This is a genomic window from Desulfonatronovibrio magnus (genome assembly GCF_000934755.1).
Lineage (GTDB): Bacteria > Desulfobacterota > Desulfovibrionia > Desulfovibrionales > Desulfonatronovibrionaceae > Desulfonatronovibrio > Desulfonatronovibrio magnus.
The window spans coordinates 61,551-74,774 of the sequence record NZ_KN882184.1; the positions used below are offsets into that span (position 1 = coordinate 61,551).

At 45.8% G+C, this 13,224-nt stretch carries 7 protein-coding genes; 1 reads left to right on the plus strand and 6 read right to left on the minus strand.

Annotation, left to right across the window (positions count from 1 at the left end):
- Positions 1-150: 150 nt before the first annotated feature.
- The 6 genes from LZ23_RS20200 to LZ23_RS20230 form a co-directional block, all read right to left on the minus strand.
- Complete coding sequence (locus tag LZ23_RS20200) at positions 151-2,793, minus strand: AMP-binding protein (RefSeq protein ID WP_045217145.1); 2,643 nt, start codon at positions 2,791-2,793, stop codon at positions 151-153.
- A gap of 209 nt (positions 2,794-3,002) precedes the next feature.
- Positions 3,003-3,983, minus strand: a complete 981-nt coding sequence (locus tag LZ23_RS20210) for a sigma-70 family RNA polymerase sigma factor (protein ID WP_045217149.1) — start codon at positions 3,981-3,983, stop codon at positions 3,003-3,005.
- Positions 3,980-5,089: a cyclopropane fatty acyl phospholipid synthase gene (gene cfa, locus LZ23_RS20215; protein ID WP_045217150.1), complete on the minus strand. Its 1,110-nt coding sequence runs from the start codon at positions 5,087-5,089 to the stop codon at positions 3,980-3,982. Before cfa ends, LZ23_RS20210 begins: the two co-directional genes overlap by 4 nt.
- Positions 5,090-5,644: 555 nt before the next feature.
- Complete coding sequence (locus tag LZ23_RS20220) at positions 5,645-6,115, minus strand: hypothetical protein (protein WP_157493361.1); 471 nt, start codon at positions 6,113-6,115, stop codon at positions 5,645-5,647.
- Positions 6,116-7,241: 1,126 nt separating this feature from the next.
- Complete coding sequence (locus tag LZ23_RS20225; protein ID WP_045217153.1) at positions 7,242-8,687, minus strand: sigma-54-dependent transcriptional regulator; 1,446 nt, start codon at positions 8,685-8,687, stop codon at positions 7,242-7,244.
- Complete coding sequence (locus tag LZ23_RS20230) at positions 8,680-10,395, minus strand: PAS domain-containing sensor histidine kinase (protein ID WP_045217155.1); 1,716 nt, start codon at positions 10,393-10,395, stop codon at positions 8,680-8,682. Before LZ23_RS20230 ends, LZ23_RS20225 begins: the two co-directional genes overlap by 8 nt.
- A 747-nt stretch (positions 10,396-11,142) precedes the next feature.
- On the opposite strand from LZ23_RS20230, the gene LZ23_RS20235 reads away from it, so the two are divergent.
- The gene (locus tag LZ23_RS20235; protein WP_045217156.1) at positions 11,143-12,840 is read left to right on the plus strand and encodes a bifunctional sulfate adenylyltransferase/adenylylsulfate kinase; all 1,698 of its coding nucleotides are present in this window, start codon (positions 11,143-11,145) and stop codon (positions 12,838-12,840) included.
- Positions 12,841-13,224: the final 384 nt, after the last annotated feature.

Sequence of the window (13,224 nt, forward strand, 5' to 3'; positions counted from 1 at the left end):
CCTTCAGCCTTCAGCCTTCAACCTTCAGCCTTCAACCTTTAGCCTTCAACCTTCAGCCTTCAGCCTAAAAAATTCAGTTATCGCCACAACTTAACGATGCTTGTTGAATTTGGGTTGCGGGTACAATCCGCGTTAGTATTATGGTTTGAATCATTTATTACTCAATGCCTCAACTTTCCAACGGATCATATCTGCTATTTCAGCCTCGTCCATGGTAAATTCCTCCGGACTTACAGGTTCGCCGAAAATGATCTCGACCTTCCCCGGACGGGGCAGCAGGCGTCCTGGCGGCATCAAATCCCAGGTTCCTTTAATAAATACGGGTATTACCGGTACAGGCTCTGCCCGCAGAATCAGTCCAATGCCGGATTTGAATTCCTGCAGCTTTCCATCCGGGCTTCTCTGACCCTCTGGGAACCAGATAAGTCCGTCTCCACGCTTGAGAATAGAGGCTGCAAGGGCCAGGCTTGCACGGGGTGCGGCCCCGGGATCTACCGGCAACAAACGTACTATGCGGCTGAGCCAGCGGGTCAGGGGATTGGTAAAAAACAATCCTGAAAAGCCGGCCCAGTAAAAAGATTTCAATTTATCCCTGTCCATGGCAGTAATAATAACCAGGGGATCAAGGGCGCTCTGGTGGTTTGGGGCCAGGATCACTGGAACATTTTCCGGAAGTCTGCCGCTGATCTTTACCGGCAGAAAAAGCCGGGCAGGCAGGCGTATTATCCCGTATATTATGGAAGAAACAAGCCGACGAGTCTTGCCCGGGGATTTAAGAAGATTCAATTGCTCAGATGAAAGCATTTTTTCAGGCTCCTTGAGCTCTTCAACCAGATCTTTTCCTGTTGTCCCTGCACTGGCAGCTCCTGCAGCCTCGCGCAAAAGGTCCCGCACGATTTGCACCCGGCCCACAGCGGAATCATCCAGCTCGACTCCTGCATTATCCCGAAGAGCAATGGTCAGCTCAACCCAGTTAAGGGAATCTATGCTTAGATCAAGGGAAAGGCTGCTGTCAGGAGAGAGTCTTTGATCATCATACTGCTTTGTTAGATAGTCCCAGGTACTTCTGACGGCTGGATCAGACAGGAGCTGCTGGTCCTCGGGTGACATTGCATCAATAGAAACTGGTTCAGGACTTGCTTCTGATGCCACATCACTATCCTTAAGGCTCTTAAACAGCTCGCTGAGTTTGTGTCTGCGCAGTTTCCCCAGGCGGGTTCTGGGCAGTGGGTCCATGGTGATGCGCAAAACAGATGGACGGTGATGACTGGGCAAATTTTTTGATTCTTCCTGAACTGTCTTTTCAACATGCTGCTGAATTTTGTCTGGGCTCACCTCACGGACTAAATCCGTTTCCGGAACAACCACTGCTGCCAGGCGGTCATTGTCTTCAAGCACCCCGGCCTCACGAATATGTCCGGATTGGGTCAGATTTTTTTCAACCCGTTCCGGATCCACGTTTTCTCCGCCTGAAAGAACAAGCATGGCTGATTTCCGGCCTTTCAGATACAGGAATCCTTCCTTGTCCATGCTGCCCATATCCCCGGTCCTGAACCAGCCGTCCTGGTCCAGCACTTCTTCAGTCTTATCCGGAAGGTTCCAGTACCCACTGAATACATTGGCCCCCCTGGCCATGACTTCCCCGACTTTGTCCTGGGATTTTGAATCATCTATGGACAGCTCCACGCCCTTAAGAGCCCTGCCCGCGCTTTCGAGCCTGATTTCATCAGGAGGATTAAAAGTAAGGATAGGCGAGGTCTCACTCAGGCCATATCCTGTAGCCACTTCCCACCCAAGAGCCTGAAATTTTCTTCCCAGATCAGGATCAAGGGCCGCACCTCCTGCGACCATTAGACGCAAATCCGGTCCCAGACTCTTGTGAAGGCGGGAAAAGAGATACCTTCCAATTCTGATATTCAAATATTGTCGAAAAATCATTGACATTTTAATCATTGACTTAAACGATGCAGAGGCAATTCTGCCGCGCGCGGAAACCCTTCCTTCCAGGGCATTCCATATGGCTTCGTACAGTCTGGGCACTCCAAGCATGGCGTTGGCTTTGCCCTGGCGCAGAGCCCTTAGAATCTGCGGTCCCACTAAGGAATAGGGCACAATAATGGCCACTCCGATCATAAGCTCAGCCATAAGACCCACTGTAAATGGATAGACATGATGAAAAGGCAGAGGAACCAGCATCCTGTCAGGCTGGTTAATAAAACGTTCCGGCTTCAGGGAATCCATATTACTGGTTATGTTAAAGTGAGTAAGGGGAACCCCTTTGGGCGGACCAGTGGTGCCGGAAGTATAAAAAATTGCCGCCAGATCATCCTTTTTCGCTCTTGGCCTGGCTGTTTCTGAACTAAGCAGTCCTTTCCAGCTGTTTTTATCATCTTCTTCTGCATCAAATAGTCTGACCTGTACGTTTTCAGGGGTTTTTTTTATTCTTTTCTTCAGCTCCGAAGTGGTGAATATAAATTGTGGCTCGCAGTCTGAAAGAACGTGCTCAAGGTCTTCACCCGGCATTTGGGTATCAATGGGAACAATTACCGCGCCTGCGTACATTACTCCCAGGGCGGTTACCACCCAGTGAGCACTGTTGGGGGCCATAATAACAACCCTGTCCCCGATTTCCAGTCCGGCTTCAATCAGGCCGGCGCAGAGCTGACCTGAACGCTGAAATATATCCCTTCGAGAAATGGTCTCCACCGAATCCCTGTAAAATACGATGACAGCCTCATGGTTCTCATCAATTTCTCTGGATGAAAGCAGCTCCGGGATGGTCTGAACATTCATAAAAAACTCCTGTATTGGTTCATTAAAGCAATCATTTGCATCATCTCGGTAAACAATCAGGTAATGCCAAGCTGATGCACTGACTGGCTATGCCTGTTTGAGCTTGATATGGACTGATACCCCCTGGCTCAAGCAGGCAAAAAGCAAAAAATGTAATACTGACAGCGTTTGAAAGTAATGATATATAATTGATGGCTAAAATAATCCTTTCAAACACCTCCAATCCACTCTGCTGAAAAGTCATCCCGATCATCCTGAATATGACCTTTTATCTTGCCCAGAAGTTTTGATTCAATCTGGCGCACTCTTTCTCTGGTAATATGGTATTTTTCACCGATTTTTCTCAGTGAAAGGGGTGAGTCCGCCATGAGCCGCAATCTGATTATGTCTTTTTCCCGGTAATTAAGTTCAGGAAGCATTTCCCTGATTTTCTCTCTCAAGAAAACTGCTGTTTCCTTCTGCAGATATGTATTTTCAACTCCCTCATCCGTGGTGGGCAGAATATCTTTGGGGGCAACATCGGAATCACCTTTGTATGGCATATCCAGAGAAAGATCATGGCTGCCCATTATCTGCCCCATTTCCACAACATCAGACTCAGATACATCCAGTATTTTTGAGATTGTCTCTGAATCAGGTTTTACTCCCTGGGACTCCAGGCGCTGCTCTTCCCTGCTCAGGTTGTAGAACAGGCTGCGCTGTGCATGAGAGGTCCCGACTTTAACTATACGCCAGTTGTCCATGATATATTTTAAGATATAGGCCTTGATCCAGAACGAAGCGTAATAAGAAAATGTTACGCCCCGTTGAGTATCAAATTTCTGTAAAGCTTTCATGAGCCCTACATTACCTTCCTGAATCAGATCCAGATTGTTGTTCATCCACTTTCGCTGATATTTCATGGCAATTTTCACCACCAGCCGCAGGTTGGAATAGACGAGCATGCAGGCGGCATCCTGATCTCCTTTGTCCTGATATCTTCTGGCCATCTCCAGCTGCTCTTCTGCGCTCGTGACGGGGTAATGGCTCAGTCTCCGCATATATACACTAAACCCGTCAGCACTGCCGAAGCCTTTGTCGCTGGATTCCATTTTAGTGCCTGCTATTTCCTGGACCTTCTGAGACAGAACTTTTTGATCTGAACAATCAGCCTTCTCTGCAATTTCAAAGTTCTTATTTTCCATATTCATAAGCTCTTTCTCTCCGGTAAATGTTTGGTCATGACTATCTGCCACAACTGATTGATTCCTGCCCGGAATCCTCCGGCACAGGATTGAAGGTAAAACTCCCACATACGCTTGAAACGCTGGTCGTATTTCTTGTTTTTTCTGTAAAGTTCAGGCCAGGCTTTCTGAAAATTGGAATGCCAGGCCATAAGCGTTCTGTCGTAATGAGGACCCAGATTTTCCAGGTGCTGAATATTAAGAAGACCTTCCGCTGAACTGGCAACCTGGGATATGCTAGGCAGCATTCCATTGGGAAAAATATATTTGGTAATCCAGGGGTCGCATGTTTTTTTGGATTCATTGCACCCGATGGTCTGGAGCATGAAGATTCCGTCATCCTTGAGACAGGAATCAACTGCGTTCATGTAATCGCGATAATTTTTCTGCCCCACATGCTCAAACATACCCACTGAAACAATCTTGTCATATTTGCCTTTTACTGTGCGGTAGTCCTGGTCAAAAAACTTAACCGGCAGGCCTCTGCAAAGCTCCCTGGAATGCTTGAGCTGTTCTTTGGAAATATTCACTCCTGTGACTTCACAACCCTGTTTTTCTGCCATGAAACGAGCCAGACCGCCCCAACCACTGCCTATATCCATGAGAGTATCCGACGGCTTCAAAGCAAGCTTCTTTGCTATAAGATTCAGTTTTTTCTGCTGTGCTTCATTAAGATCATCTGTATCGTCAAAATACGCGCAGCTGTACTGAAGGTAAGGGTCTAAAAATGAAAAATACAGGTCATTGCCCAGATCATAGTGACGCTCAGCCACAATGCGGCTGCGCATGCGGGACTGGAGGTTAAAAAGAATCCCGGCCAGAAACTGCATCTGATATGTTATGCTTCCCCGAACCTGAGCCACAAGATCACTTTTAAAAAGCCGGCAGACCATGTGGTCGATGCGCTGGCAGTCCCACAGACCTTCCATGTATGACTCACCAAAACCAAGACTCTTTTCTTTCCACACCCTTTTGTACCACTGGTCATCATAGACATGTATATCCCAGGGTTTGCTTCCGTTGACAGTGATGCCCGCCTGATCCAGAAGATCACGAATAGTGCCTGCTATCATAATTTGCCTCCTTTACTTTGATGTCAGAGGTGATTCAGCATATGATGTTTGTGTAACAGATTAGCCTTCTTTTTAGGAAGGCTGTAAGCTCAGAGAGCCAGTCCCCATGCCGCATGTAAATTGCTGAGTTGTTACACATTTTTCATGCTCCTGCTAACTTGCTGTGTTTTTACCTCTTATTATGGACAAATATTAGTAACTTACCGCTCCAAGCCTGTAATAAAAAGCAAGAAAATTTGTATCTATTCACCACATTAGCTATAAAATTATTAAAATACCCTGGATTCCGGCTTTCGCCGGAATGACGAAAAAGGCCAACTATTTGCTCTAACCGTCACCCCGGACTTGATCCGGGGTCCGGGTCTTCTTATTGATCTTGCTGAACAGTTACGAAAATTTTAATCATTGACAAGACCAATAAGGTCCAAAATCCGAATTCTTCAGCCTTCAGCCTTCAGCCTTCAACTTTCCACCTTCAGCTTTCAGCCTGAAAAATCCAGTTATAGCCACAACTTAACGATCCTTGTTTAATTTGGGTTGTGGGCACAGCCCGCATTAGCCTTTTTTATCCGCATGGAATTTTTTTTCCTTCTCAAGGGCTATATATCTTATGATGTGCCTAATTTTCCTGCTTGTAAGATAGTTTTTTAACGATTCATGAAACAAGACACACGAATATAACATGTCAAATTTTATTAACCCCCCGTTCTCATCAATTATACCCAGAGACCGAACTCCATTATTGCTCCATTCAATAATATCGCCATAGCGCACATTAAGTGTTCCATACAATATATTCAGATTTTGATTTCTCTTTTCCTGTAACTGAATCCTGAATCTTCCAAGCCTGCCTTTTCTGAGATACAGTCTGGCCACAAACGGAGGACTGTTAACAGGTCCCTGCAGTTCAACAGACAGCTTAAACAACCCGTTGCCCATACGATTAGGGCAGTCATAGTCAGGGCAATTCCTGCAGGTAAATGTGCTGCCTGATGGAGTAAGCTCTGAAATACATTTATCATACATATTTACAAACCTAACAGATTGAGAACAGAGTTATGGCATTGCGGCCTTTGCGATTTAAATTTTCGTAATAGTTTAGCCATTTACATGTGGCACGGCTTCCTGCCCGGAGGCATACAGCCCGGAGGGGGACTGTCCCTCGCTGTGTAGATTTTTTCATCAAAGCAAATTTCTTCCAGGAACCAATGCAGCATTAATCTTTTTTATAGTACCTCGCGGGGACTGTCCCAATGTCCATAGAGGAGACTCATTTTCAGTTACTCACAGGTTCGGTCCCGGTCCGCCCGGGTGAGGAGCTTATAAATACAGAGTATTATGGTTTTACCATACAGATTGCTTCGGTCACTCAGGCTCCCTCGTGGGTGACATGTTTTCAGCAACTACATCCCTGACAGCTCAGGTGTCATTGCGAGCGAGTCTTTTTACCTCGTTGAATACACGCAGTGTAGGCGCAGCCATTCAACTGGGGCGAGCGCGGCAATCTCTAACGTGCTGAGGCTTATCTCCATCCAGCAAATAGCGAAACTGGCAACAGCTTTCTGTGAGTAAATTCAGGGTCAGAAAAAATGATGATCAGCGAAAACAGGAGATGCCCCATATTAAGTAGCCTCCTTCAATAACAATGCCAGCCAAAAATATACATGTAACTACCTGTAATCACAGACATTTCTCATAAACCCTGCCAATACGGGCATCAAAACATAACATCTTGAAATAACTGCACTTTATGGATAAAAATGCACAATAATCCAATAAAATCTTATTTCACAAGAATTAATTATCAAGAAACAAGAATATGGGCAGGGTGTTTACCGTCTTTATACTTTGGTAACTTACGCTAAACAGTCACTCAGCAAATACGGATAGTTTCAGGCGAGCATTATAGCGCTTATGAAAACAATAAAGATATGAGCTGTTGATTATATCTATTATTGAGTTAAAGCTGTTAATGATGGTTTGGCACGGGGCTGTCCCTGGATTCGGGACAGTCTCTGATTAACTTTTCAGAAACGCGTAATGCTCCCGTGTCCGGAACATGCTCCCTTTGCAGAGCGTGAGAGAATTATGAAGGTATGTGGTATGGAATAAAGGTTGTTTAGATATGAGCTAAGCAGTTTTTTCAGGCCGGCTATGTGGACTGTCTGCTCTTATCGATCCTGGATGGGCGGGGAATGCTGTACTTCTTAAGAAGACTGTACAGCCTGGGCTTGCTAAGGCCTGAATGAATCATTGCCTTGTCTATGTCGTTATCGCAGACTTTCATCAGATTCTTCAGGTATTTCTTTTCGTATTCAGCCCTGCTGAATTTGCAAAAAGACTTCCAGTCATGATCAAGGAGTTCCTGTTTTAATGCTGCGGAAACAGGATCAGCCATGGGCTTGCCAATAGTTGTGTGAGGATCTGATCGGTTAGCGTGTTTGAGAAACATGACATGCAGATCTCGGGGCAGATGGGAAGGATAAAGCACCCGTTCCTGAGGCGCCGACGCGCTCAATGCTTTGAGCACATTGACCAGTTCACGCACATTACCAGGCCAGTCATAACTTGCAAAAAGATCTGTCAGATCAGGAGAAGCACTCATGCGCGGGAGGCTTAGTTCTCTGGATATTTCCCTCAGGTAGTAACTTACAAGATCTTCAAGATCATCAAGGCGGTCTCGCAGGGGCGGAATATTGATGGTCACGGTCTGAATCCGGAAAAGAAGATCCTCGCGGAATTCTTCCTTGCGGACCATGTCATGAAGATCACGATTACTGGCACAAACTAGCCGAAAATTGCTCACAGACTCATGGGACTGTCCCAAAGGCCTGTAAGTCTGATTCTCCAGAACACGCAGAAAACTCTTTTGCAGACTCAGGGGCAGTTCACTGACCTCATCCAGAAACAGAGTTCCTTTGTCGGCCTGATATATCAAACCCGGTTTATCAGAGGTCGCCCCTGTGAAAGCTCCTTTGCGATAACCGAACAACTCACTGCCGGCTATAGTTTCAGTCATGGATGCGCAGTCCACCACTACCAGATTCTGATCCCTGCGCGGACTGTTGGCGTGCAGGGCCCTGGCAAATACCTCTTTGCCAGTACCGGTCTCCCCGGTAAACAAGACTTCAGCCTGGCTTCTGGCTGCCTTGGCTGTCTCTTCCAGACAGGACATAAGACCAGGACTGGAGCCGACAATGCCTTCACGCTGAACCGGGAAAAGGGCCATGCGTTTGCTCCGGTAATCCAGAGCCCTTTCACATGAAAGCTTCATTTCCAACTGGCTGCTTGTCTTCTTGATGAAATCCCAGGCACCTTCCCGTATGGCTGTTTCAGCGTTTTCCTCTTCCAGGGAGCCGGTGATCACAATGATTTCCGGGGAGTTGGGCAGTGCTTTAAGATTTGGCAAAATATCCATGCCGCTTCCTTCAGGAAACTGCATGTCGAGAAAGACAATATCCATGTCCCGGGAGTGTGCTGACCTCAAGCCTTGAGACAGGGTGGCTGCTGAAAAAATCCGGCGACCTTCGCCGGCCAGGGCGTCTGAAAGCCCCAGACTGAAAAGCTCGTCGTCGTCAACTATCAGGATATTAATCACTGGCTGCTCTCCTGGTACTGTCTTCCAGATTTGTTACCGGCAGAGTGAGATAGAACACTGTTCCTTTGCCAGGCGCGCTTTCAGCCCAGATTTCACCTCTGTTTTTTTCTGTGTACTCCTTACACAGAAGAAGCCCCAGGCCAGTGCCTTTTTCTCCGCTGGTACCTTTTCGTGAGGACGCATGTTGTATGGAAAACATTTTTTTAATTGTCTCCTGGTTCATACCAATACCTTCATCAGCAACTGAAATCCGAACCAGGGATTCCATTGGTTCCGCCTTAACAAACACCCGGCCTCCCGGGGGTGAAAATTTCACTGCGTTGGTGAACAGGTTGCGTAAAACCATTTTGAGCATTGTTTTATCCCCAAAAACCTGCATGCCGTCAGAAATACTGTTTTGAAACGAAATATCTTTAAGCGCGGCCAGATGGTGAACAAGCTGGATATTTTCATTTACCACATCTGACAGGCAGCAAAGACCTGGATTATATTCAGCAGCATCACGCTTGAGCACTGACCATTCCAGCAGATTTTCCAGTAAACTGTAAAGATTCTCCGCGGAATGTTTCATCTGCATTGACATATTCTTAATCTCCTCCAGGCTGAATTTTTCAAATTTCTCATTCAACAACCTGATAAAGGACAAAAAACCTATAAAAGGAGATTTAAGATCATGGGCTATTATGGAAAAAAACTTATCCCTTTCTGACAGTGCCTGCTGAAGAAGGTGATTAACTCTTTCAGTCTCTTGCCTGGATTCAACCATTTCTGTAATATCCGGACTGCTTCCCACCATGCCCAGAAACTCTCCTGAAGCGGAAAACTCAGGTTCTCCTCTGGACATGATCCAGCGCCACTGTCCATCATGCCTTTGAACACGGGCAGTAGCTGCAAAAGAACGTCTCTCACGCAGCGCCTTCATAAACTTCCTGGTATAAGCATCCTGGTCGTCCGGATGCAGAAGAGGCTGCCATTTTTTGCCCTGAACTTCTTCCAGACTGGTTCCAAAAAAATCAAGATGTGTACTGTTGGCAAAGATTAAGCAACCTTTATGATCACAGACCCAGATCATGAACGGACAGCCATCAGCCATTATCCTGAACTGCTCCTGGGCTTGATAAAGCTTTTCTTCGGCCCTTTTTCTCTCATCTATGTCGTTTATCACCACCCGGCAGACAATGGAACCATCAATATGCCTGATAGCAGCGGCTTCAAGACAAGCCCAGAAAAAAGTTCCTCCAGGCTTGGCCACACGCAGTTCACAGGTCTTCACCGTGCCCATCAGCCTGGATCTGTAGAGTTCTTTGCGGTGCTGTAAGAATATTTTATGATCTTTTGCATAAATAAATCCGCTAAATCTCAGACCCGTAAGATCTTCCCGATTCATTCCGAGAAGATAAGCCGAAGCCTGATTGGCCTCAAGAATCCTCCCTCTGGTGCTGATAGTAACATAGCCTGTGGGAGCTTTGTCGTAGAGTTCATAATAATGCGCACAGGATCTTTTAAGCCTTTCCCGGTCCTGGACAAGGGCCTGGTTCTGCCGCTCAAGTTCTGTCCTGTGTTCAAGAAGCTCATAAAACTTCAGCTGAATCTCTTCAGCAGACATTTCATTTATTTCGTGAAGTGTAAAACCGCATTCTTTAATTAAACGACCTGGAGCCTGGCTGGACGGGCTTTGCTGCATTTCATTATCAGAGTGATCCTGCATAATTATTCTCCATATTTTTTACTGGTAATTTCCTCAATAACAAGTAAAATTCTGGAAGAATACCTGAACAATTAAATACTGGAAAGTATATTAAAAATTTATTATCTGTTCAGCATGTTTTTATTCTGCTCGCTAAGCTGTCTTCTGTGCTAAGCTATTTTTTGGATTCCGGCTTTCCTCGGAATGATGGTAAAGAATAAACATCTTCTTTAACCGTCACCCCCGGACTTGTTCCGGGAGCCAGTGTTTTGCATTGCGATTTACAGGAAGGCAGTTGAATGGTGAAAAGTTGCAAAAATCTGTAACATTTATTGCATGCTTATGTCAACTGAACGTTAAAACAGCTTTTATTATTACAACTTGTGAAAAAGTTTACCTTTTTATAACTATTCACCATGGTGCGAGGTGAACCTGCATCCTGATTTGTTTTCTGATACTGCAAACTCCCAGCATGAGCCTGTAAGTCAAAACCATTTTTCTTGTTTTTTATGACAGGGTTCAGGAGTAAGGCACTAACGGGCTCAGGACTGGTCAAACAAGCAGCAATGGCGAAAACAAATCAGGATGCAGACTCTATCTGAAAGTAGCATAATGTGGTAAACAGATACACCTTTTTTAAGGTAAGCAGTGGACTGGCTCAGCCGGGACGGACCAAGGCAAACAAATGTCTTTTGTAATTGATTTTTTTTTGTTGATCAGATAACCAATATCTCCATCAGATAGTAATAACATCACACGGAGTCACCCTTGCACAACTCCCACTCAGAAAATCTTTTAGTTCATTTCAGGCGTATTGAATGCCTCAGGCAGGAAGCTTCTGCATTCCCTTCCATTGACCTTAATCAGAGACAGCTTTGTGATTTAGAGCTTCTTCTTAACCGGGCTTTTTATCCCTTGTCCGGCTATATGGGGCAAAAAGACTATGAATCTGTACTTACGTCCATGCGTCTGACAGACGGTACTGTCTGGCCTGTCCCCATCTGCTTAGATGTGACCCAGAAGGCAGCAGATACATTAAAACACGGAACTAATCTGGCATTGCGGGATGAAGAGGGCTTTTTGCTTGCAATACTAAAGGTATCTGAAACATGGCAACATGATAAACCCACCTATGCTCGCGCAGTGTATGGAACTGATGATCCAGAAGCACATCCCGGGGTGAGAAAACATTACCAGGAAATGCAGGACTGGTTTGTGGCTGGTTCTATCGAAGGGCTGCATTTACCTCTGCATTATGACTTTGCTGAACTGCGCACTACTCCTGCGGAAACACATCGCATATTTGCACAGAGGGGATGGCGAAAAGTTGCAGGCTTTCAGACAGAAGAACATCTGCATTGTGCACATAGAGAGATGGTGCTTCAGGCAGCAAGAGAAGCTGGAGCCAATCTTTTTATTCAGCCTGTAGTTGGCAGAGCTGGTCCAGAGGATCTGGATCATTTTACACTGGTGCGTTGCTATCAGGAATTTATCAAAACCTTTCCCCGCAATATGATCCAGCTTGGCCTGATCCCGCTGGAGAAAAGGCTGGCCGGTCCCAGGCAGGCTTTGTTGGAGGCCATAGTCAGACGTAATTACGGCTGCACCCACTTTATGGTCAAAGATGACCACGGTGATCCATTTGCCGGTAACAACCATGAGAGATTTTATTCTCCTGGTGCGTCCCAGGAACTTATCCAGTCTCTTGAACAAGATGTGGATATCCGGATGATTCCGCTGCAGAACATGGTCTATGTAGAGGAAAAAGCCCAATATTTCCCTGTTGATCAGGTTCAGGAAAATATGCAGGTCAAGGAAATATCTTCGGCAGAGCTCAAAAGACGGCTGGAATATGATCTGGATATTCCCGAGTGGTTTTCATTTCCCGGAGTAGTTCAGGAGCTGAAAAAAGCCTACCCACCCAGGCATCGCCAAGGCTTTACCGTGTTTATTACCGGGCTTTCCGGATCAGGAAAATCCACACTTGCCAAAGTACTTTATGTCCGGTTTATGGAGATGCGCACCAGACCTGTAACCCTTTTGGATGGTGATATCGTGCGTAAAAATCTTTCCAGCGAACTGACCTTTTCCAAGGACCACCGCAACCTGAATGTCCAGCGTATCGGCTTTGTAGCTTCTGAAATTACTAAAAATCGCGGAATAGCCATCTGTGCGCCCATCGCGCCTTACAATGAATCCAGACACACAGTTAGGGAGATGATCTCTCCTTATGGAGGATTCGTTGAGATCTTTATGTCCACTCCTCTGGAAATCTGTGAGCAAAGAGACCGTAAAGGTATTTATGCCAAGGCCAGGGCTGGAATCATTAAAGGCGTAACCGGAATTGATGATCCCTACGAAGCCCCGCAAAGTCCTGAACTTAGCATAGACACAACCAGACTCACCCCCACAGAGGCAGCCCAGGAAGTATTTCTGTTTCTTGAAGAACAGGGATATATCAGGTGAAGATGGTTTAACTCTTCATGATGGGTTTGCCCACAACCCAACTTAAACAATGAGCGTTAAGTTGGGGCGATAATTTGATTTTCAGGCTGAAGGCTGAAGGCTGAAGGCTGAAGGCTGAAGGCTGAAGGCTGAAGGCTGAAGGCTGAAGGCTGAAGGCTGAAGGCTGAAGGCTGAAGAATTCGCATCCTGGACTTTTTTGCTCTTGTCAAGGTTAAAAAACTTCTTGTTTTTCGGTGCAGGATTGAAATGGTAAGTTACTGATACAGATTTTTCTGACCCTGATTTTTACAAATTGCAAATTGCTTTTTTTGCAATACTTTAGTAACTTAATCCTGAAACTCTGTCATAAAAAACAAGAACACTTAAACCGCAAAGGCCTCAGAG

Coding starts and splice junctions, on each gene's coding strand:
- LZ23_RS20220 (WP_157493361.1), bottom strand. CDS start 6,115: ATGTATGATAAATGTATTTCAGAGCTTACTCCATCAGGCAGCACATTT.
- LZ23_RS20210 (WP_045217149.1), bottom strand. CDS start 3,983: ATGAATATGGAAAATAAGAACTTTGAAATTGCAGAGAAGGCTGATTGT.
- cfa (WP_045217150.1), bottom strand. CDS start 5,089: ATGATAGCAGGCACTATTCGTGATCTTCTGGATCAGGCGGGCATCACT.
- LZ23_RS20230 (WP_045217155.1), bottom strand. CDS start 10,395: ATGCAGGATCACTCTGATAATGAAATGCAGCAAAGCCCGTCCAGCCAG.
- LZ23_RS20200 (WP_045217145.1), bottom strand. CDS start 2,793: ATGAATGTTCAGACCATCCCGGAGCTGCTTTCATCCAGAGAAATTGAT.